The 22,368-nt window shown below is 48.0% G+C and carries 19 protein-coding genes; 7 read left to right on the top strand and 12 right to left on the bottom strand.

Annotated features, from left to right (window positions below):
- Nucleotides 1-36 precede the first annotated feature (36 nt).
- The gene (locus H9L11_RS07205) at nucleotides 37-915 is read left to right on the top strand and encodes a carboxylate/amino acid/amine transporter (RefSeq protein ID WP_025768287.1); all 879 of its coding nucleotides are present in this window, start codon (nucleotides 37-39) and stop codon (nucleotides 913-915) included.
- A gap of 69 nt (nucleotides 916-984) precedes the next feature.
- Here H9L11_RS07205 and H9L11_RS07200 read toward each other — a convergent pair whose 3' ends face one another.
- The 3 genes from H9L11_RS07200 to H9L11_RS07190 form a co-directional block, all read right to left on the bottom strand.
- Nucleotides 985-1,557 (bottom strand): hypothetical protein, encoded by a 573-nt coding sequence (locus tag H9L11_RS07200; RefSeq protein ID WP_171343024.1) that lies wholly within the window; start codon nucleotides 1,555-1,557, stop codon nucleotides 985-987.
- A gap of 186 nt (nucleotides 1,558-1,743) precedes the next feature.
- Nucleotides 1,744-2,523, bottom strand: coding sequence for a class I SAM-dependent methyltransferase (locus H9L11_RS07195; protein ID WP_005379162.1), 780 nt, complete (start codon nucleotides 2,521-2,523; stop codon nucleotides 1,744-1,746).
- Nucleotides 2,524-2,612: 89 nt separating this feature from the next.
- Nucleotides 2,613-5,738, bottom strand: coding sequence for an EAL domain-containing protein (locus tag H9L11_RS07190; RefSeq protein WP_205391071.1), 3,126 nt, complete (start codon nucleotides 5,736-5,738; stop codon nucleotides 2,613-2,615).
- Nucleotides 5,739-5,851: 113 nt separating this feature from the next.
- On the opposite strand from H9L11_RS07190, the gene asnC reads away from it, so the two are divergent.
- The gene (gene asnC / locus H9L11_RS07185) at nucleotides 5,852-6,316 is read left to right on the top strand and encodes a transcriptional regulator AsnC (RefSeq protein ID WP_005389595.1); all 465 of its coding nucleotides are present in this window, start codon (nucleotides 5,852-5,854) and stop codon (nucleotides 6,314-6,316) included.
- 66 nt (nucleotides 6,317-6,382) lie between these two features.
- Here the strand turns inward: asnC and prlC are convergent, their stop codons facing one another.
- On the bottom strand, nucleotides 6,383-8,425 hold the full coding sequence (gene prlC / locus H9L11_RS07180) for an oligopeptidase A (protein ID WP_017635033.1): 2,043 nt from the start codon (nucleotides 8,423-8,425) through the stop codon (nucleotides 6,383-6,385).
- Between the two features lie 399 nt (nucleotides 8,426-8,824).
- On the opposite strand from prlC, the gene H9L11_RS07175 reads away from it, so the two are divergent.
- The gene (locus H9L11_RS07175) at nucleotides 8,825-9,664 is read left to right on the top strand and encodes a 23S rRNA (adenine(2030)-N(6))-methyltransferase RlmJ (protein ID WP_205391070.1); all 840 of its coding nucleotides are present in this window, start codon (nucleotides 8,825-8,827) and stop codon (nucleotides 9,662-9,664) included.
- A gap of 259 nt (nucleotides 9,665-9,923) precedes the next feature.
- Complete coding sequence (gene gorA / locus H9L11_RS07170) at nucleotides 9,924-11,279, top strand: glutathione-disulfide reductase (RefSeq protein WP_054579538.1); 1,356 nt, start codon at nucleotides 9,924-9,926, stop codon at nucleotides 11,277-11,279.
- A gap of 81 nt (nucleotides 11,280-11,360) precedes the next feature.
- Here gorA and H9L11_RS07165 read toward each other — a convergent pair whose 3' ends face one another.
- On the bottom strand, nucleotides 11,361-12,266 hold the full coding sequence (locus H9L11_RS07165) for a LysR family transcriptional regulator (protein ID WP_205391069.1): 906 nt from the start codon (nucleotides 12,264-12,266) through the stop codon (nucleotides 11,361-11,363).
- Between the two features lie 121 nt (nucleotides 12,267-12,387).
- Between H9L11_RS07165 and xapA the strand changes: the two genes are divergently transcribed.
- Complete coding sequence (gene xapA / locus H9L11_RS07160; RefSeq protein WP_005379149.1) at nucleotides 12,388-13,212, top strand: xanthosine phosphorylase; 825 nt, start codon at nucleotides 12,388-12,390, stop codon at nucleotides 13,210-13,212.
- A gap of 105 nt (nucleotides 13,213-13,317) precedes the next feature.
- Here the strand turns inward: xapA and H9L11_RS07155 are convergent, their stop codons facing one another.
- Nucleotides 13,318-13,929: a bifunctional 4-hydroxy-2-oxoglutarate aldolase/2-dehydro-3-deoxy-phosphogluconate aldolase gene (locus H9L11_RS07155; protein ID WP_005394384.1), complete on the bottom strand. Its 612-nt coding sequence runs from the start codon at nucleotides 13,927-13,929 to the stop codon at nucleotides 13,318-13,320.
- A 9-nt stretch (nucleotides 13,930-13,938) separates the two neighbouring features.
- Nucleotides 13,939-15,315 carry a GntP family permease gene (locus tag H9L11_RS07150; protein WP_012841240.1) on the bottom strand — a complete coding sequence of 459 codons (1,377 nt, stop codon included), beginning with the start codon at nucleotides 15,313-15,315 and terminating at the stop codon, nucleotides 13,939-13,941.
- A 153-nt stretch (nucleotides 15,316-15,468) separates the two neighbouring features.
- On the opposite strand from H9L11_RS07150, the gene H9L11_RS07145 reads away from it, so the two are divergent.
- Both H9L11_RS07145 and edd read left to right on the top strand, forming a co-directional pair.
- The gene (locus H9L11_RS07145; RefSeq protein WP_033905875.1) at nucleotides 15,469-15,993 is read left to right on the top strand and encodes a gluconokinase; all 525 of its coding nucleotides are present in this window, start codon (nucleotides 15,469-15,471) and stop codon (nucleotides 15,991-15,993) included.
- Nucleotides 15,993-17,789 (top strand): phosphogluconate dehydratase, encoded by a 1,797-nt coding sequence (edd, locus tag H9L11_RS07140; protein ID WP_033905870.1) that lies wholly within the window; start codon nucleotides 15,993-15,995, stop codon nucleotides 17,787-17,789. Before H9L11_RS07145 ends, edd begins: the two co-directional genes overlap by 1 nt.
- Nucleotides 17,790-18,116: 327 nt before the next feature.
- On the opposite strand, the gene H9L11_RS07135 is transcribed toward edd, so the two are convergent.
- The 5 genes from H9L11_RS07135 to H9L11_RS07115 form a co-directional block, all read right to left on the bottom strand.
- Nucleotides 18,117-18,446: an SMR family transporter gene (locus tag H9L11_RS07135; RefSeq protein WP_005478614.1), complete on the bottom strand. Its 330-nt coding sequence runs from the start codon at nucleotides 18,444-18,446 to the stop codon at nucleotides 18,117-18,119.
- Nucleotides 18,443-18,847 (bottom strand): SMR family transporter, encoded by a 405-nt coding sequence (locus H9L11_RS07130; protein ID WP_005379135.1) that lies wholly within the window; start codon nucleotides 18,845-18,847, stop codon nucleotides 18,443-18,445. Before H9L11_RS07130 ends, H9L11_RS07135 begins: the two co-directional genes overlap by 4 nt.
- A gap of 267 nt (nucleotides 18,848-19,114) precedes the next feature.
- The gene (locus H9L11_RS07125; RefSeq protein ID WP_005379132.1) at nucleotides 19,115-20,050 is read right to left on the bottom strand and encodes a LysR family transcriptional regulator; all 936 of its coding nucleotides are present in this window, start codon (nucleotides 20,048-20,050) and stop codon (nucleotides 19,115-19,117) included.
- 55 nt (nucleotides 20,051-20,105) lie between these two features.
- Nucleotides 20,106-21,113: a substrate-binding domain-containing protein gene (locus tag H9L11_RS07120; RefSeq protein WP_033907406.1), complete on the bottom strand. Its 1,008-nt coding sequence runs from the start codon at nucleotides 21,111-21,113 to the stop codon at nucleotides 20,106-20,108.
- A 226-nt stretch (nucleotides 21,114-21,339) separates the two neighbouring features.
- Entirely contained in the window at nucleotides 21,340-22,359 is a 1,020-nt protein-coding gene (locus H9L11_RS07115; protein ID WP_104976033.1) for an SPOR domain-containing protein, read from the bottom strand.
- Nucleotides 22,360-22,368 lie beyond the last annotated feature (9 nt).

Here is a 22,368-nt window from a genome sequence, read left to right as displayed (position 1 = left end):
TGCGGGCACATTTGTTGTTGATAAAGATTCTCATCCATGGCTTATCTATCCGCAGTTACCCTACTTTGGGCATTCTCATTTAGCCTGATCGGCGTTTACCTCGCCGGTCAGGTTGATTCTTGGTTCTCGGTGTTCATGCGCGTGGCACTGGCGAGCCTGGTTTTCATTCCCTTTTTGAAATTCCGTGGCGTTAGCAAATCCCTAATCGCGAAACTGATGACCGTCGGTGGCTTCCAGCTCGGTTTGATGTATTGCTTCTACTACCAATCTTTTTTGCTCCTTTCCGTGCCAGAAGTATTGCTGTTCACCGTATTCACACCCATTTACGTCACGCTAATCTATGACTTCTTGAAAGGTCGCTTTTCACCTTGGTACTTAGTTACCGCTGCAATAGCCGTATTTGGTGCCGCCTGGATTAAATTTGCAGGCATTAATGAAGATTTCCTACTGGGCTTTTTGGTCGTACAAGGAGCAAACCTCTGCTTTGCCATCGGTCAGGTGGGCTACAAATATATCATGGAGAGTGAACCCGTCGATTTGCCACAACACACCGTGTTTGGCTACTTCTACTTAGGTGCACTTTGTGTAGCAACCGTGGCTTTCGCGCTCATGGGTAACCTCGACAAACTACCAACCACTACAACGCAATGGGGCATTCTGACATACCTTGGGTTGATTGCTTCTGGTTTTGGTTACTTTGCTTGGAACAAAGGCGCGACTATGGTGAACGCAGGTGCACTGGCAGTAATGAACAATGCATTGGTTCCGGCGGGCTTGATTGTAAACATTGTGATTTGGAACCGCGATGTTGATGTCATGCGACTCGCCATTGGCGGTGCGATCATCATGCTATCCCTATGGATTAACGAAACCTGGGTGAAAAAGCGCGTCGAAATGAGCTACGCCAATAAGTAACGCCATCGCTACTAACAAATATTCCAGCAATAAAAAACGCTCTCCGACTGGAGAGCGTTTTTTGTTTGATTAATGCACTTTGGCTTGTGAGATTGCGTTTATCAAAGCATTAGGTGGCGTTGGCAGCAACACTTCTAGTTTCGCATTGCGCGCTTCAAGCTTGCGCTGACGCTTAAGTAACTTTTGTTGTTTTTTCGCCACTTTTAGCAACTTCTTTTGCTGCTTATAGTGCTTTTTCAGTGTTTTTTTCGCTTTCTTGAGCGATTTTTTATCCGCTAAATCAAACCATACTGGTGCGTCGGCTCTTACTGGCTCCGGAGATTTTTCGGCTTGTTTTTTCTCTTTCACACGCTCAACAACACGCCTCACAATCGCGGCTTTTTCGTTGCTTTGTTTAGTGATCACTGGAATCGCTTGTGCTGGCAGAGCTTCAACCAATAAGCCACATGCTTGTTGCTCACTCAATGGCTTGTCTTGGCATTTTTGTGGAGGAATTGCGGCTGGCTTACAAAGGGTATCTTTGGCCGATGAAGAGCGTGCGCAAGAACGACAAACGAATTTTGGTGCGACAACTAAACGATGGATATCACCAAGTTCTGCCGCGATCTGTTTGCGACTCATTTTACATAAACGTTTAGCCATTCTACTACTCCAGCTTCCCAGTTATCGACCGCATCACAACAAGTGAAATAATAATAATTCTTAGTTAGATATACAGTCAGGGAAGGGAATTAGCAAGAGAAAACTATCAATAGAGACGAGGAAAGAGAGGCTGAGTCACAGCACGACACACCGTACTGTGACAAGAAAAGTTGAGCCGTCAGGAAGTTATGCCATCGATGCTTTAACGTAGACATCGAAGCGATTTTTTTTCGTTTCAATCGCCATGGTCGGTTTTTTCTCGTTCAGCCAGTTAGCATAGTCTGGGCGTTTAACTACTACACGCTTTGTGGCTAACGCCATGGCTGGTTCTAGCAGACCATCGGCGTCCAAATCGGCGCCAACCAACGATTGGAAAACGCGCATTTCTTTTTTTACGAGCGCCGACTTCTTTTTATTTTCTGGGTGCGGATACATCGGGTCAAGATACACCACATCTGGCTGGACAAAGTCTTTATCTTGCGCCAATTGTTCCAGCGCATCATGGCTAGAAGCATGGATTAGCGACATGCGCTCAGATACCCAGGTGCCGATTTCTGGGTCTTGTTTCGCTCGATCCAAGCCATCATCTAACAAAGCCGCTACGACTGGATGACGCTCGACCATCTGCACTTTACAACCTAGCGAGGCGAGCACAAACGCATCACGACCAAGACCTGCCGTGCCGTCTAACACGGTTGGCGTTGCCCCTTTGTTCAACCCCGCAGCTTTCGCAATTGCTTGGCCTTTACCACCACCGAACTTGCGACGATGACCTACCGCACCACCAATCAAATCCACAAAGATTGCACCCAGCTTTGGCTCATCCACTTTACGTAGCTCCAAACGCTCGGTGGTTAGCACCAAAGCAAAATCGCTATCGTCAGTGTGTGACAGCTGCCAACGCGCAGCGAGTTCATCAAGATGAGATTGTTGAGACGGGTTTTCACAGATCAATTGCAGTTGCAAAAGGAGGCTCCAATAAAAATCGAGGTAACTGGCGCTGAGTGTATACCTAAGTTACCTATTAATGCTAGGTTGAGCTTGCTACGCAGAGGTTATACAACCGTCAGTTGCTCCACTAGCTCAGAAAGCGGCTTAGGATGACCAATACCGTAGCCTTGACCGTAGTCCACACCGAGGTCTATCAAATGCTGCATAACCTGGTCATTTTCGACAAACTCCGCCACCGTCACTTTACCTAGTTGCTTCGCCAAGTCATTGATTGAACGAACCATCACGCGGTCCATTTCATTTACGTTGATATCTTGCACGAAAAGACCATCAATTTTCACGATATCGACAGGAAGTTTCTTTAAGTAGCCAAATGAAGACAATCCAGATCCGAAATCATCCAATGCAATCATACAACCCAAAGCCTTTAGCTTGGTAAACAGCTCAATGGCTTGATCCAGATTGCTCATCGCCGCTGTCTCGGTGATTTCTAAGCAGATTTTTTCACACGGCAGAGTCGAACTTTCCAATCGCTCCAATAAGAAGTCAATAAACTCTTGATTCCCCATAGATTGACCTGAAAGGTTTATCGAACAGCGACCAAGCTGTTCAACCACCTCAGGACGCTGTTCAAACCACTCTAGCGTTTGAGTAATAACCTGCTTATCAATCCAATGGGCAATGTTGTAGCGCTCGGAAGCAGGGATAAACAGCGCAGGAGAAACATAATCACCGTACCCATTGCGAATACGCACCAAAATCTCAAAATACATTTGAGTCTCGTGCTTTTGTAAGCTTTTTATCGGTTGAGCAAACAGTTCTAAACGTTGATTCGACAATGCCTCATGCACCAAATTGACGCTCTGCATTTCCATCTGACGACGCTGCAACTCTTCGTTATCTAAGCTGAATAGATTATAGCGGTTACGGCCTTGCTCTTTAGCGGCGTGACAAGCAGAGTCTGCTTGAGCATGCACCATTTGTGGCGTATCAGCGGTATGATCGATGATACGGATACCAATTGAGCAACTGATGAACAGGCGTGTGTCTTCCCAAATAAAGAGGTGTTCGCTTAGTGTCGAGATGATCAGTTTGGCAATATTGATGGCGCCATATTCGTCACAGTCTTTGAGTAACACCGCAAACTCATCGCCTCCCATTCGAGCCAAGATGGAATTGTACGGCAGAACGCCTTCCAGCATACTGGCGCAGAATTGAATCGCCGCATCACCTGCATCATGCCCAACCGTATCATTGAGGACTTTTAGTTGATCTAAGTCGAGGTACAACATGGCGTGGACTCGACGATGGCTGTCCACTTCGCACAGTGCGGTCTTAAGCTCTAGTTCAAAATGGTTTCTGTTGTAAGTCCCCGTCAGTAAGTCATAGCGAGCTTGGTATTCCAATTTCTCGGAGAGCAGTTTGGTTTCGGTAATATCTTCGCCCACAATCAGCAGTTGCTCAGATTCACTCAGCGGACGAATATTCTCGCGCACCCAAACACGATGACCATTTGCATGACGATACTCGACTTCACGTCGCCAAACACCATGCACTTGCTGGTTGGGTTGCAATAACACTTGGCGAGGGAACAGCACTTTGTCATCAAAATAGAACTCCCTCAGGCGATGTCCGAGCATGTCCATCGGTTTGTAGCCAAGAAGTAGTTGAGCAAATCGATTCACTTCTTGAATTCGGTTATTACTATCAAGCGTCACCATCATCACAGGCTGCTGCTCGTAATAGTTGCGTAGAGTTGACTCACGTTGGTAGAGCTTGTCCTCCATCAATTTACGACTGGTAATATCGCGCGCTTCAAACAAGTATTGCTTATGATTCCCTACTTGCTGAGAAAAAGGCTTGAGCGAAACTTCTAATACCAAGGCGCCGTGTTCTTTACTCCAAATTTCAGCTTCAAACGTCGACACTTGATGGTGAGGCGCATGGAAATACTCCTCTAGCAGCGCTTGGGCTTTCTCACTCCAGTTGGGATGAAACCAAAGTGGTCGGTCTAAACGCAGTCCTTTGTGATAAAGTAAGGATTGAAGGTGATCGTTGCCCGATTTAAGCACACCGTTGGCATCCAAAATGCCCATATACTGCATGCTCTGATCGAAAATCGATTCTAGAATAGCCTGGCTTTCTCGCGCAGCGCTCTCACTTCGACGCATCCGCTGTAAATAATAACCCATCAGCAAAATGACCACCGACATCACCACAAACAGGCTACCAAACAGGCGAATTTCCTTGGCAAAACGTTCAGAAAGCTTCATTGGCTTATTAAAAAATACCGCAGAAACCTCTTGTTCAGCCCCCAATCCCCAACGCGCTACCGCTTGGTAATCGAGCTTTATTTCAGAATCACTTTTTTTCACGGCAGGCAGAGGCTGATCAGGGTTATCCAAAACGAACTCAAGCATCTCTGCGCTCTCAATACCATGCCGATAACCACTTTGAATAACCCCTCCAACTGCGCCATGACCCAAACCAATGTCATGCACCATAAACAGCGGCGCGTTTGAGACTTTGTTGACACCAACCCAGTCACGCTCGCTGCCAACCATACCTTGTTTATCTCGGTAATAGGTCCAGAACAAGACGACTTTATCGGAACTCAGTTTTGCGACTTGTTGTTTTAGATCGATGATGCTGTCTGGGACAAGTTGTACGATTTTGTCTCGATATTGCGGGAACTTGAGGACAAAATTGTCGATTTGATAACGCAACACCTCACCGGTCACCGAGTGGTCACTGACGATGAGAACTTGTGTGTAGTTCGGATGTAAGCGCTCAATAAGAGCGAGATTCGCTTCCAAATCGACATCTTCCATGACTCCGGTTGCATTCAGAGAACGATGTAAAGAAGGATGGTAGTTATTAATGCCGTTAAATATAACTGGGGTGTCTTTGATGATTGGGGCTAAACGCTGCATGAGTTCAAGCGCATTGTTATCGCTCACTAAAATGGCATCGAATCGCTCTTTGCGTAATTTCGTAAGATATAAGGATTTTAGTTGTGCAAAAAACTGCTCACTCTGGTTACGTTTCGAGTCTAGATAGAGCACACGCATGTCCAGCGCTCGATCGCCCAGCTGTTGCTCGATGCCTCGCTGTATGGAGTCCGTCCAGAAAAAACCCTGATGATAGGAGTGCACGACCAACACCTTCGGATCTGAGGCCGTAGCAAACGCGCTCCAACATAGCGCGGCAATAACCAGAAAACGCTGCACATTATCTCCATAGCTCGGAGTTAACCCGCAGTTACTCCTGCCAAACCTTGTGAATCCTATCCGCTATGAGTATAAAAGGGAGGTAAAACTCTATCCCTAACGGAAATCATAGTATGAATGCGAGCCTACCGAAACTCGACGACCTTGACCGCGCAATATTAAAAACACTGATGGCTGACGCCAGAACGCCCTACGCAGAAATGGCAAAGCAGTTCGATGTCAGCCCTGCCACTATCCATGTGCGTATCGAGAAGATGAAGTCGGCGGACATCATCGAAGGAACGGAGGTGATCATCAATACTAAAAAGCTTGGCTATGATGTGTGCTGCTTTATTGGTATTAACCTCAATGCAGCTCGTGATTACCACTCCGCGTTAGAAAAACTCAACGCGCTCGACGAAGTCGTTGAAGCTTACTACACCACGGGCGCGTATAACATATTCGTCAAATTGATGTGCAAATCGATTGAAGAGCTGCAATTTGTACTGATCGACAAGCTGCAAGCCATTGATGAGGTTCAGTCCACGGAGACATTGATATCGTTGCAGAACCCGATCAACCGAAACGTAAATCCGTAAAATTTTTTATAAAAAATGTACAAAAAAGGCCAACCGTTCGGTTGGCCTTGATGTTTTTTGCTCAATTTACGCCGCAATACCCGAATGGCGCAACAGTGCATCGATTTGTGGCTCGCGGCCACGGAAGCGCTTAAACAGCTCCATTGGCTCTTCACTGCCCCCCATTTCTAGGATGTTGTTCAGGAAGCTTAGGCCCGTCTCTTTGTTGAAGATGCCTTCTTCTTCAAAGCGAGAATACGCGTCTGACGACAGCACTTCAGCCCACAGGTAGCTGTAGTAACCCGCACTGTAGCCACCAGCAAAAATATGGCCGAAGCTGTGTGAGAAACGCGCCCACTCAACCGCAGGAACTACCGCGACTTTCTCTTTCACTTTCGCCAGAGTTTCCAGTACACGCGCACCCACTTCTGGGTCATATTCGGTGTGAAGCGTGAAGTCGAACAAGCCGAATTCTAGCTGACGCAAAATACCCATCGCAGATTGGAAGTTTTTCGCTGCGAGCATTTTGTCTAGCATCGCTTTAGGTAGCGGCTCACCTGTCTCATAGTGACCAGAAATGAACGCCAGCGCATCCTCTTCCCAACACCAGTTTTCTAGGAACTGACTTGGTAGCTCAACCGCATCCCAAGGCACGCCATTAATACCTGAAACAGCACCTGTATCAACTTGCGTCAACATGTGGTGGATTCCATGACCAAACTCATGGAATAGCGTCACGACTTCATCGTGCGTGAACAGTGCTGGTTTGTCGCCCACTGGACGGTTGAAGTTACACGTTAGATACGCAACCGGCGTTTGCAGCTCGCCAGATAGCGTAACGCGACGACCACGACAATCATCCATCCACGCGCCGCCACGTTTGTGTTCACGAGCGTAGAGATCTAGGTAGAAACTGCCACGGAGTGTGCCTTCAGCATCAAAGATATCGAAAAAGCGCACGGACTCATGCCAAGTGTCTACGCCTTCGCGCTCAGTAACGGTCATGCCAAACACGCGGTTTAGCACTTCAAACAGACCGCTCACGACTTTTGACTCTGGGAAGTATGGGCGCAGTTCTTCATCCGAAATTTGGAACAGGTGCTGCTTTTGTTTCTCGCTGTAGTAAGCGATATCCCAAACGTTCAGCTCTTCAACACCAAACTCACTTTTCGCAAACTGACGTAACTCTTCGACTTCACGTTCACCTTGCGGTTTCGCTCGTGTCGCTAGGTCATTCAGGAAGCCCAGCACTTGATCAGGCGTTTCAGCCATCTTTGTTGCTAACGACTTTTCACTGTAAGTATTGAAACCTAGCATACGTGAAATTTCATGGCGCAGTTTTAGCTGCTCAGTAATGATTTCTGAGTTATCCCATTTGCCTGCGTTTGGACCTCGATCAGAAGCGCGCGTCACGTACGCTTCGTACACTTCTTTACGCAACTCTTGGTTATCGCAGTACGTCATGACAGGTAGGTAAGATGGGATATCTAGCGTAATGAGGTAACCATCTAACTCTTTTGCTTCTGCGGCAGCTTTCGCTGCTGCCAGCGCCGATTCTGGCATACCTGCTAGGTCTTTCTCGTCTGTGATGTGCTTGGTCCAACCCATGGTGGCATCCAGCACATTGTTAGAGAATTTAGAGCTCAGCTCAGACATACGTTTGCTGATCTCGCCGTAACGGTGCTGCTCATCGGATGGCAAACCAATGCCTGATAACTCGAAATCACGCAGTGCATCAGTGATGGTTTTCTGCTGGGCACGAGTTAACGTTGCAAATTCTTCGCTCGCTTTGATGGTTTTGTACGCTTCGTACAACCCTTTATGCTGACCAACCCAAGTGCCGTACTCTGACAAAATTGGTAGGCAACTTTCGTAAGCTTCACGTAGCTCTTCGCTGTTCACTACCGAGTTCATGTGACCCACTGGCGACCAGATGCGGCTTAAGCGATCATCCGCTTCTTCAATTGGCGCAATCACACTGTCCCAAGTTGGGTGAGCGTTGTCTTGTAGAACTTCATCGATTTTTGCTCGGCAGTCAGCAATCGCTTGCTCAACGGCTGGCTTGATGTGTTCTGGTTTAATTTGAGAAAACGGAGGTAGGTCCGTAAACGTCAGAAGAGGATTAGACATGAATAATTCCTTTTGTGTTTTGACTCTGTGATTGCCTGTCTATTTTGTGTAGATAGGCCAACTCAATGTACAGACGAGCCAGCAACATGGATTGGGGGAGCTCCGTTCCCTTTCTCTATGCCGCGATGACCATCATATAGTCAACCAGCGCTACTCTGTCCTTGAGTCTTGTTATACCTAAATGAAATTTCACACCCTTTTGAGTGCGAGAAACTCACCTAGTTCAATTCGATTACCAATAGTAAGTGTGGGTGACTTAAAGAAATTTCAATAGCGTCCCCTTATCAGAGGAACAGATTTGATTGGAAGTTCTACATCTTTAAGTTACTTGAGTATAATACCGCCATAGAGTGAAAATCACAGACCACACTCAGCCAAAGAGTGTTTCGAGAGTTTAATTTGTTAAGTTACCGCCACAGCTTCCACGCTGGCAACCATGCCGACGTGGTCAAACACATCGTTCAAAGCCTCATTCTTGATGCGCTGAAACAAAAAGATAAGCCATTCGTTTATCACGATACCCACTCGGGTGTGGGCCGTTACGATCTGACTCACGAATGGTCTGAAAAAACGGGCGAATACAAACAAGGCATCGCACGTATTTGGGATAACCCAAGCACTCCTGAAGACATCAAAAGCTACATCGATGCCATTAAAGTGCTCAACAACGGCGAGAAGCTGCGTTACTACCCAGGCTCACCACGTGTAGCGCGCGCGCAAATCCGCCCACAAGATCGCATGGTGCTGACCGAGTTGCACCCGGCCGATCACCCATTGTTAGAGCAAGAATTCCATCGTGATCGCCAAGTGAGCATCTTCAAAGAAGACGGATTCCAACGCCTCAAAGCAAGCTTACCGCCACAAGAGCGTCGTGGTTTGGTGCTGATTGACCCACCATACGAACTCGCGAAAGAGTACCGCGATGTGGTACGAGCGATTCATCAGAGCCATAAACGTTGGGCAACCGGTATCTACGCGATTTGGTACCCAGTGGTAAACCGTCACGACATCGAAGATATGATCGAAGGCTTGGAAGCACTGGGCATTCGTAAAATTCTGCAAATCGAGTTAGGTGTTGCACCAGATACCAACGAGCGCGGCATGACGGCATCCGGCATGATTGTGATTAACCCGCCATGGAAACTGGAAAGCCAGATGAAAGAGATTCTGCCATTCCTGCAAGACGCGATTGCACCAGCAACTGGCCACTGGAAAGTGGACTGGATTGTGCCAGAGTAAGCACTTCAGTACCGATATCTTCAAGCGCAACGATATTCTCGTTGCGCTTTTTTATGCTCTCACCTTCTCCCTCCAGTCGTGCTTATTCTTCTTTTTGTGCCTCTCATCGCTATTTGTCATAAGTATTGTCGCTTTTTCCCATTTAGGAATTAGTCGAATTCGATTTATGATAGTGGGATAACGGTGGCATTGAGTTCGGACAAGGTCATCCCAATCTATCTATGTACCAGATAAAATTTATAAGCTCTTGGAGAAAGTAATGGCGACTCATTTTGACTATATCTGTATCGGTGGCGGCAGTGGCGGCATCGCATCTGCAAACCGTGCGGCGATGTACGGCGCGAAAGTTGCGCTAATCGAAGCTCAAGACCTTGGCGGTACCTGTGTAAACGTAGGTTGTGTACCGAAAAAAGTGATGTGGCATGGCGCGCAAATCGCAGAAGCAATGAACCTGTACGCAGAAGATTACGGTTTTGATGTCGACGTCAAAGGTTTCAACTGGAGCAAACTGGTTGAGAGCCGTCAGGCGTACATTGGTCGTATTCACCAATCTTACGATCGCGTTCTTGGCAACAATAAAGTAAACGTGATTAAAGGCTTTGCTAAGTTTGTTGACGAAAAAACTGTCGAAGTAAACGGTGAACACTACACAGCAGATCACATCCTGATCGCGGTTGGTGGTCGTCCTACTATTCCAAACATTCCAGGCGCTGAATACGGCATCGATTCAAACGGCTTCTTCGACCTAGCAGAGCAACCAAAACGCGTTGCGGTTGTGGGCGCAGGCTACATCGCAGTTGAAATTGCTGGCGTACTGCACGCGCTAGGTACAGAAACACACCTGTTCGTACGTAAAGAGTCACCACTACGTAGCTTCGATCCAATGATCATCGATACGTTGGTTGAAGTGATGGACGCAGAAGGTCCAAAACTGCACACCCACTCTGTACCAAAAGAAGTGGTAAAAGAAGCCGATGGCAGCCTAACTCTGCACCTAGAAAACGGTGAAAGCCAAAACGTTGACCAACTGATTTGGGCAATCGGTCGTCACCCTGCGACAGACGCAATCAACCTAGCGTCAACCGGTGTGGCAACGAACGAAAAAGGCTACATCAAGGTAGACGAATACCAAGAAACCAACGTGAAAGGCATCTACTGTGTGGGTGACATCATGGAAGGCGGTATCGAGCTAACGCCAGTAGCAGTGAAAGCGGGTCGTCAACTTTCTGAGCGTTTGTTCAACAACAAACCAAACGCGAAGATGGACTACGATTTGGTACCAACTGTGGTATTTAGCCACCCACCAATCGGCACTATCGGTCTTACAACGCAAGAAGCAGAAGAGAAGTACGGCAAAGACAACATCAAAGTCTACACATCTGGCTTTACTGCGATGTACACCGCTGTTACTAAGCACCGTCAACCATGTAAGATGAAGCTTGTATGTGCGGGCGAAGAAGAAACGGTTGTTGGCCTACACGGCATCGGTTTCACGGTAGATGAAATGATCCAAGGCTTCGGCGTAGCAATGAAGATGGGCGCAACCAAAGCAGACTTCGACTCTGTTGTGGCTATCCACCCAACGGGCTCTGAAGAGTTCGTAACGATGCGTTAATTACGCTCTAATCGCATTGCTGATTTCAGTGAATCATTTGAAAAGGTCATCTTAGGATGACCTTTTTTTGTTATCCCATGCTTAACTCGCATTCTCTAATAATGTGCGAATAAACTCGGCTTTAATAGCACTCTCCTGCTTACCATCATGAATCAGACACAAGTCTGCACGCAGTGACTCTTTCAGCTTGATAAAACGAATCCCATGCCAATGATGCTGAGAAAACGTCGACGGAACCAACGTCACGGTATTGCTGTTTGCTACATATGCCATCAAGGTGCTTGGCTCCACCACTTGTTTGCCAATATGGGGTGAAAAGCCTTCTTGCAGACAGGCATTGATGATGAAGTTTGCCGAGGCAGAATTCGCCAAACTCATAAACGCAAACTCACACGTCTTTAAATCTTGGAGCCGCAGCAAAGATTTGCTGGCTAACTCATGTTGCTCCGACACCGCCACCACAAACACATCTTTGCCCAAAGATACCGACTGATACGGATAAATGTTGAGTGCATCAGCAAAACGCACAATGCCCACATCGATTTTCTTCTCGCTCAGATGCTTCTTTTGCGTCTCTGGGTTAAGGTCAAAAATGTCGGCGTGATAAGTGTCATGCTCAGCATGGAAGCGCTGTAACAGACGATCAAATCCGCCCCAAAATGCGCTACTTACCACACCAACTCGCAGGATATTTCTCTGGTTCAACCCCACTTGCTGCACTTGATTGAGCGAGACATCCAAGGTCTGAAAAATCAGTTGGCATTTGGACTCCAACAATCGCCCGGCCTCCGTCAGCATGACATTTCTTGAATCGCGCTCAAACAGTTTGACGTTAAGCACCTCTTCCAACTCTTTGATGCGATTGCTCAACGGCGAATTGGTGATATTGAGATTCTCAGCCGCCTTAGTGAAATACTTGGTTTGTGCGACCTCGTAAAAGTAACGCAGCATCTTCAGCGTCACGCGCTCAAATGGTTCTGACTTCATGCATTGAGTCCTAGCGAATTTCATCATCCTCTTTTTAAGGATGATAGTAGCGAATAAAGCAAAGATAACCAGCGCAGAAAGTCACACAATGGAATCAACACACAACCAGAAGGTGACTAACATGAATCACGATCCAGTAATCGGCGCGCTACAAACCATTCGCGAACGCAAACCAAACTTCCAACCTAAAGCGGCGTTTATTTTAGGCTCTGGCTTAGGCGTATTGGCAGACGAACTACAAGACAAAGTGGTCATTCCATACGAAGAGCTCGAAGGCTTTCCGGTTAGTACCGTGCAAGGCCACTCTGGTGAGTTGGTGCTTGGTACCATGGGCGGCGTAGACGTAGTGTGCATGAAAGGTCGCGGTCACTACTACGAACACGGCTCAATGAAGGTCATGACCACGCCCGTGCGCACCTTTAAAAAGCTGGGCTGTGAGTTTCTGCTCGTCACCAACGCGGCAGGCTCACTTCGCCCTGAACGCATCGACGTCGGTTCTCTGGTGGTATTTCATGACCACATCAATACCATGCCTGAATCGCCAATGATCGGTCCGAATGATGAAGAGTACGGCCCGAGGTTCTTCAGCCTCGCCAATGCGTACGACAAAGACCTGCGCGCAGAAGCGTTTGAAGTCGGCAAAGCCAATGGCATTCACCTGAATGAAGGTGTGTTTGTCTCTTACACAGGCCCCAACTTTGAGACCGCAGCCGAAATCCGCATGATGCAAATCATCGGTGGTGATGTAGTGGGCATGTCGGTCGTGCCAGAAGTGATTTCTGCGGCGCATTGCGGCTTACCCGTATTGGCAGTGTGTGCGATCACCAACATGGCAGAAGGTTTGGGTGATGTAGAACTGTCTCACGCCCAAACATTGAAGTGCGCGAAGCTAGCCGAAGCCGATTTCATTCGCTTTATTAAGCGCTTTATGAAGCATCACTTCTAAAGCCGTTTCATCCCAAAAAGAAAAAGGGTCATCAAGTTACTTGATGACCCTTTTTCGTATCACGTTTCCCAACGTTCGGGGGCATTTCGGAGCCGTTTGTGCGTTTTACTTAACTGCGCGAACCAATTCAGCAATGCCTTCCCAATCGCCGTTGTCCATCATTGCGGTTGGCACCATCCACGTACCGCCACAAGCTACAACCGATTTCAGCGCTAGGTAATCTTCCACGTTGGATGGGCTTACGCCACCTGTTGGCATGAATTCAACTGGGTAAACCGCCGTCAGTGCTTTCAGCATGTTTACGCCGCCTGATGGCTCAGCAGGGAAGAACTTCAACGTACGCAGACCCATTTCCATCGCTTGCTCAACCAAGCTTGGGTTGTTTACACCCGGTACGATAGTCACACCACGTTGCTGACAGTATTTCACTGTGGTTGGGTTGAAGCCTGGGCTAACGATAAAGTCCACGCCCGCTTCGATTGCGATATCCACTTGTTCTGTGGTCAGAACGGTGCCCGCGCCAATCAACAGTTCTGGGTACGCTTCACGCATGATGCGAATCGACTCCGCCGCCGCTTCGGTGCGGAATGTCACTTCCGCACATGGTAAACCGTTTTCTACCAACACTTTTGCCAGTGGCAGAGCGTGTGCTACGTCGTTGATTGCGATAACTGGGACGATTTTGATTTCTCTTAATCGTTGTTCAAGTGTTGTCATGGGGAACCTCTAAAGAATAAAGCTTAATGTTGCGACGATAATAAACGCGATACCGCCAAGTAACGTTTCCATTACCGTCCAAGTTTTTAATGTGGTTTTCTCATCCATCTCAAGCAGACGAGATACCAACCAGAAACCAGAGTCATTGAAGTGAGACAGTACCGTTGCACCACCCGCAATCGCGATTACGATAAAGCAAAGGTCGAGTTCACTCAAACCTGTTGATGCTGCCACTACTGGCGCGATAAGAGCCGCCGTAGTGGTTAGCGCTACGGTTGCCGAGCCTTGAGCAACACGCAGACAAGTTGAAATCACAAACGCCGCCACAATCACAGGCATACCTGTGTCTGTAAGAACGTCAGCCAGTGCATCACCAATACCGCTTGAGCGCAGTACGCCGCCAAACATGCCACCTGCACCCGTTACTAGGATAACACCACAGATAGGAGCCAATGACTCACCACATAATTTTTCTAGTTTTGCCATGCCGTAGTCTTTGGCAAACACAGCCAGACAGACAATCAAAGTGATCAGCAACGCAACTGGGGTTTTACCTAGCATACGTAGGAACTCAACCAGTGCCGTTTTACCATCAATCACACCCGCAACCGCCAGTGTGTTCAATACCGTATCCAAACAGATTAGCAGGACTGGCAGCACAAGGATGGTCATAACCGTGCCAAATTTTGGTGCGTTGCGCTCATCCACCATCGCTTCGCCATTAAAGAAGGCTTTAGATAGTGGGATATCGAATTTTTTGCCCGCGTACAAACCAAATAGGTAAGCGCCAAGGTACCAAGTTGGAATAGCTACCAGAATACCCACCACCAATAACAGACCGATGTTTGCGCCAAGGAATTCGGCCGCTGCAACCGGACCTGGATGTGGTGGAACAAACGCGTGCATAACCGCAAAAGCACCAGCTGCAGGCAACGCGTATTTAATTGGTGAGCCACCAAAACGAGCCGCCACACTGAGGATGATTGGCATCATCACTACAAGGCCAGCATCGAAGAAGATTGGGAAGCCAAACAGTAATGAAGCGACGCCCAAAGCAAATGGTGCGCGCTCTTTACCAAAGCGACCAATCAAAGTGTCTGCCAGCACTTTCGCACCGCCAGTCACTTCAAGAATTTTACCGATCATCGCACCAAGACCAACCAGCAATGCTACGGAAGCCAGTGTGCCGCCGAAGCCGCCCATCATGGTCGATACGACTTTCTCAGAAGGAACGCCAGTGGCGATTGCTGTGCCTAAACTCACCATAGTAAGGGAAGCAAAAGCATGGACTTTCAGTTTAATGATCAGAACGAGTAACGCTGCAATGGCAAGGCCTGCAATCGTCAGTAGGAACGTAGGATCTGGGGCTTGGGTTAATTGCTCCATAGGTTCACCTTTAAGAATTATTGTTTGTGTTATGGTTCACATTTATTTCAGTTACCGGTAACATGTTACCGATAACATGAATAAGATAAACCCATATTTTAAAGTGAATTCAAAAATTGAGATCACGCGCAAATTTGGTTATGAGGATAAGTTATGGCTGGTAGTAGTGTCATCGTTATGGGCGTTTGTGCTAGTGGTAAAAGCACAATTGGTGAGCATCTAGCGAAAAAGCTAGGGCGTAAATTCATTGATGGTGATGATCTTCATCCACGAGCGAACATTCAGAAAATGGCATCGGGCCAGCCTCTGAACGATGATGATCGCAAGCCATGGCTAGAACGCATTCGTGATGCGGCGTACAGCCTAGAAAGCAAAAACGAACACGGCATTATTGTCTGTTCAGCACTGAAAAAGATTTACCGCGATCAGATCCGCGAAGGCAACGACAACGTGACCTTCCTGTTCCTTGATGGCGATAGGGAGTTGATCCTTAATCGCATGCGTATGCGCAAAGGCCACTTCATGAAAGAAAACATGGTGAAGAGCCAATTCGAGACACTAGAGCGCCCAGACAACGAGCCTCAAACTCTGATCGTCAGTATCGACGGAGACATCAGCGACGTGGTGGAACGCTCTGCTACTGAGCTAATCAAAATGCAAGCGATCGAGGTGGCGTAATGACTCACTCTGTTGTTATTGAGGTCACACAACGCTTGACCGAGCGCAGCCGCGAAGCGCGCGCTGCCTTTCTTGCTCGCACCGAAGTGCAAGCCGAAGCTGGCAAAGGCCGTGTTGGTTTATCTTGTGGTAACTTAGCCCATGCAGTCGCCGCTTCTTGCTCTTCTGAAAAGAAAAATATTCTCGATTTTACTCATGCCAATCTCGCGCTGATCAGCGCCTACAACGACATGTTGAGCGCCCACCAGCCGTACCAAGACTATCCAGCGCAAATCAAACAAGTACTGGCGGACTACGGCCATACAGCGCAAGTCGCAGGTTGTGTGCCAGCGATGTGCGATGGGGTGACTCAAGGTCAAGCAGGCATGGATATGTCGCTGTTTTCGCGTGACTTAATTGCGCAATCAACGGCGTTGTCTTTGAGCCACAATGTCTTTGATGCCACATTACTGCTTGGCATCTGTGACAAAATCGCCCCGGGGCAACTGATGGGCGCGCTGTCTTACGCGCACCTACCGACTGCGTTTGTACCAGCGGGTCTGATGGCAACAGGCATCAGCAACGAAGAGAAAGTCGACGTGCGCCAAAAATACGCAGCGGGTGAAGTCGGCAAAGACGCTCTGCTGGATATGGAGTGTCGCGCTTACCACTCTGCGGGGACGTGTACGTTTTACGGCACAGCCAACACCAACCAGTTGGTGTTCGAAGCCATGGGCTTGATGCTGCCAGGTTCGGCATTCATCCATCCCCATACCCAACTGCGTAAAGCGTTAACCGATCACGCGGCTCTGAAAATCGCCTCAATGACGGCGGGTTCTGCACACTTCCGTCCGTTGGCAGAAGTGGTCACAGAAAAGAGCTTGGTCAACGGCATCATCGCTCTACTCGCATCTGGCGGCAGTACCAATCACACCATTCATATGATCGCCGTGGCGCGTGCTGCTGGCATCTTGCTCACGTGGCAAGACATCAGCGATCTGTCGGATGTGGTTCCTTTGTTAGCTCGCGTTTACCCGAACGGCCCAGCCGATATGAACGCGTTCCAAGACGCGGGGGGCGTGCCCGCGTTATTGCACCGCTTGAACCAATCCGAGCTTTTGCATCGCGATGTGAAACCCGTGTTTGGTGAATTTGAAGACCAAATGACGCTGCCGAGCCTTGTCGATGGCCAACTGACTTGGACACCGTGCCAAGGCAGCCAAGACGGTGACGTGATCGCCAAACCAGACGCCACTTTCCAAAACACCGGCGGCACTCGCGTACTTCACGGTAACTTGGGCAAAGCCGTGGTGAAAGTGTCTGCGGTGAAAGAAGAGCAACGCGTGATTGTGGCACCTGCGATCGTATTCCAATGCCAACACGAAGTGGAGGCCGCGTACAAACGTGGCGAGCTGAACAAAGACTGCATCGTTGTGGTCACACACAACGGCCCAGCGGCAAATGGCATGCCTGAACTGCACAAGCTGATGCCAATTTTAGGGAACGTGCAAAAAGCGGGCTTTAAAGTCGCGCTAGTGACGGACGGTCGTTTATCTGGTGCATCCGGTAAAATTCCGTCTGCGATTCACGTTTCTCCAGAAGCCATTCGTGGTGGCGCGATTGGTTTGGTGCGCAACGGTGATTTGATTCGCCTTGATTGCCAAACGGGCGAACTGAACAACTTAAGCGACACCACTGGTCGCGAGTTGATTCATTTCGATACCGAATCGACCCAACAAACTTGGGGACGAGGCTTGTTTAGCGTGATCCGCCAAAACGTATCGAGTGCAGAAGAAGGCGCAAGCTTTATTGTTTAAGGCGAGAAGAAAGACCTCGTCATTCCGACGAGCCTAGGCGAGATCAGGAATCTACTATCAACGTGTTGTGAAGCTAGAGAAAACTCCTCTGCCACTGCACTTTTTGTTGGTAGATTCTGAATCACGAGCTTTAGGATTGGTCACTGCTCTTTCTAAAAAAATGAATCCGTCATTCCGACGAGCCTAGGCGAGATCAGGAATCTACTATCAAGGTGCTGTGAATCCAGAGAAAACACCTCTGCCGAAACACTTTTGTGTTGGTAGATTCTGAATCACACTCGTCTCTTGCTGCTCAGAATGACGATATCTAGCATTCAGTAAATTACATCAAGCGGTCTTCATCACTACGACCGCAGCAATCACCACAAAGATACCAAACCAGCCGATTGGTTTGAGTTTCTGCTTAAACAGCAAGGCTCCACCTACTGCGGTACCCAAGATACCGATCGCACCCCAAGAGGCATAAGCAATGGCTAAGTCGATCTCTTTCACCGCTTGTGCCAACAGCGTGAATGCTGTCAGTACCAACACAATCGCCGCAATGCCCCAGCCTTTATATTTAAAACCTTTTGAGCGTGTCAGCGCCATATTGGCCATGATATCGACCAAGGCAGCCATCACGACAAATCCAAATGACATCGTAAAAAATTGACTCATGATTCGCACCTTGTACTAGTAGAAAATGAACGTTCTTTTGCCGGTTTATCGGCATTTTTCTTGGCGTTAGGTTGACCATGTGATTCCCCTAAGGTCACACACACAATGCCAACAACGGCTAACATCAAACCAAACAATTCTTGATGGTTTAAGTTGGCATCAAAGGCGATGATCGACACCACGGTGATCAACGAGATACCTAACCCTTCCCAAACAGCGTATGCCACACCTATCGATATTTTCTTCGCGGCAAACGCGAGAAAGTAGTAAGAGATTGCGATCAGCACATACATTACGATGTAGCCCCACCACCCGTGCCCTTGTCCGATAAGAGACATAGTGCTGGTGCCAGCCACTTCGGCAACGATGGCGAGCAATAAAAATAGACGTGCAACTAGCATGATTAATCCTCCATCAGAAATTAAAAAAATGCATAACGGAGAATGGTGAATGCCGCGTACCTGTATCGACATTCAAAAAGTTAAAAAGATAAAAATGAGCCACTTCTCCTGACTATTTGAGATAAGGTTAGCGCTGGGTAGGAAAAAGAGACAGGTAATTGAGATATTCATTTTTGAATATCTTAAGAAGTAAGTTGTCTATGTAATCACACAATATTGATAAGGTTAAAGCATCTACTCTCATTCAGCCGATGCCATAAAGTGACATCACTGCGTAAAAATCAGAGGCGTGTTGAGGGTTTGTCGCACCACTTTATGTAGGTGTCTGTGCAAAGGATGGTTGCGGTTGGTTTGAAGGAAACCGCCAGAGACAACAAACTGGCTAAACTCACGATTAACGGGTGGCATTGCGTAAGAGGCGAGTTCTGGCATCAACAATGCCGAGCTTTGACTGGCATACATAATCGCGTCGGTTTCTTGCAACATTTGGCAAGCCAAACGCAAATTATAGGACTTCAGTAACACTACTGGCTCATAACCCATGCGTCGATACTCGGACTCCACGGTACAAAGCGGTTTATATGACGCTGGCGCAGGCAAAGAGACGAGTGGTAGTTTGGACACCGTGTCCCAATCATTGCTGACTTTCGACAACGTTGGGTGATTTTTGCGCGCCAAAATCACCCGTTTTTCAACGAATAACGGGCGCATGTAAATGTCTTTCGACAGCTCGGTCTCTTGGTCAAGAATGCAGTAATCGTGCTCGCCTTCTAACATTTCATCGTGCGAGTAAGTATTCCAGCTGGAAAAAGCAAAGTGCGCTTTGGGAAAGGCTCGATGACAACCAGTGAGCAGTCGCTGCCCTTGTTCATCCATCAAATAAGGATCAGTTACAATCGCAATCTGCCCTTGGTATTGCAGTGGGTCGAACACTTCAAATTCTTGCACCACTTTTTCCAGTGGCGCAACCATATTGTCGAACTCGGCGGCGAGACGAATCGCCATGGGTGATGGCTCTACCCCATGTGCTTTACGCACAAAAAGCGGGTCATCAAACACTTGCTTCAACTTCATCACACCGCGGCTGGCGCTCGGTTGAGAAATGCCAAGCTGCATTGCGGCCAGCTTGATGCTGCGGTTTTCCACCACGGCTTTTAATAAACGCATTAAGTTGAGATCCAATGCATCCAGCTGATGTGCCATACCCTAACCTACCAATACCATTGATGAGCGAATACAAAGAGCAGTTAACAATTAGTTAAACACTCTCTCCCGACGTGATCTGATACCCCATATCGAAGACTTTTTCTTCTTGCGTTTCGCCTTTCAGGCGCGCAATTAATAGCTCTGCGCTCTTTACACCAATTTGGAAACGCGGCGTATCAACGCTGGTCAGTTTCGGGCTGATGGTTTGACCGATATCCAGCGCGTTATAGCCCGCCACTGCCAATTTCTGTGGAACTTGAATGCCACGTTGCTGCGCACTCAGCATGGTGCCAATTGCGATGTCATCGTTGGTACAGAACACCCCATCGAGCGTTGGGTGCGTTTCCAGTGCGCGTTCGAGCAAATCATGCGCTAAAGAAAAACTAGAATGATCACCAGTTAATACATGTTTGGGTTCTAGCCCTGCTTCTGTCATCGCGCGATCGTAACCTTGCATCCGCAATTTGGTTCGCGTATCCAGACGCGCGCCAAAATAGACGATTGTACGCTTCCCCGTATCTAGCATCTGCTTAACCACGGCGTACGACGCATCTTCATGATCGAGTCCAACCGCCATATCAATCGGCTCCGATGGCAGTTCCATGGTTTCGACCACCGGAATGCCCGCATTTTTGATCATCTGTAATGTACGCGGCGTGTGATGGCTTTCAGTTAGAATAAGTCCATCGACTTGATAAGAGAGTAATGACGCGATCTTACGCTCTTCTTCAAGCTCATCGTAGCTAAAATGCGCTAAAAGCGTCTCATAGCCATTGGCTTTGGTCACCATCTCTATGCCCTGAACAAAGGAAGCAAAAATTTGGTTGGACAAAGACGGCAGTAAAATACCAATGGCTTTACTGGAGGACTTTGACAACATCGCCGGTGCACGGTTTTCGATGTAACCCATCTCTTCAATCGCAGTCGCAATCTTAGCACGAGTCTTTTCTGCCACCGATTCAGGGTTACGCATATAGCGTGAAACGGTCATCTTCGTGACGCCAACCTGGTCTGCGACATCCTGCAATGTCGTACGAGTTTTCTTATTCTGTTGAGCCATAAATATGTGATTTATCAGTAATGTTACAAGTAACATTATGACGAATAGACTCTCTGTCGACAAGTTCAGTGAAAATAATTCGCAAAATGAGATGAATATCAGTGGTAGAGCGTATTAGCAAACGCATCACAAAGAAACGCCACTCAAATAGCGATAATATTTGAGACCGCAAAAAAGCCCCGAACTCGGGGCTTTCTTCTATATTTTGACCACAATATCTGAGTCGTTATTTCACGCACACCACGTTCAATAATGAGGTCCCGGTGAGCTGATTGGGCTCACGATCGGCGAACAAACCTTTCTTATCTTTGCCCCAATACGGCAGTTGCAGTGGCCATTGATTTTTTTCCATCACCCCAGACGCCCTCAGCGCTTTAAACTCTGCAGGGTTAGCTAAGCTCATACCCAGTTGCTGACATACTTTGTGCGAGTTTTCGTAGTTGAGGCGGTTCCACGGCTTACCATGTTCCATGTAAAACTGATTATGGTGATCGAGTAAATATGGGACCACGTACGTTTTGCCCTGTACTGAAGTTCTCAACCGAACTTCAATGTCATCATTTCCAGTGACAATTGGCTTCGCTTTGGTCTTAGCAACAGGCGTAGACGAAGAGCTATCACGTGAACTTTTTGCCTTGGTATCTGGCTTCTCTGCCCGCGCTTTAAAGGCGTCGGTATCAGCTCGCACAGCAGGAACTGGCGCGGGTTTCGGGGTCACCGTCGGTGTTGGCTTAACCGAAGATGCGGCTGATTTCGACGATACAGTAGATTTAGGTGTAGGTGGTGTTACTGGTTGTTTCGTCCCTTTCCCAACCACTCGGATGAACGCCTCTTTGTAATTCGACAAGGTTTTGACTCCTCGTAAGTCATCCCTCGCATCAGACAATGCCTTGTAAGGTCCAATCAAACAGCGATAGCCTTTGGATTCAGGCTTCATCCATACGTCGGTCGTGATTTTACTATAGAGAGGCTTAGCTTTCGCGAGAGACATAGGCTTGGGTAGCAATCCGCATTGAATCCAGTAAAGGTAGTTGCCCCCCTGCGGCACTTTCTTTCCCCATACTCCGTTACCAATTGGGCACGTTTTCTCAAGCATCGGTAATTCTTTCTCGCTGGCTTGAGTGGCTTGGCAAAGGAACTCCTCCGCCGATACTGGGCTAGAAAACTGGGCGCATACCAGCAACAAGCCGAAAGCTAGGCTTGCTTGGAAGATACGAGATGGGTGTTGTGCCTTCTTCATTTCCATACACTTCAC

This window comes from Vibrio sp. sp1, assembly GCF_016920955.1.
Lineage (GTDB): Bacteria > Pseudomonadota > Gammaproteobacteria > Enterobacterales > Vibrionaceae > Vibrio > Vibrio alginolyticus.
The sequence above is the reverse complement of the archived record's forward strand: the minus strand, read 5'-3'. Positions and strand labels throughout refer to the sequence as shown.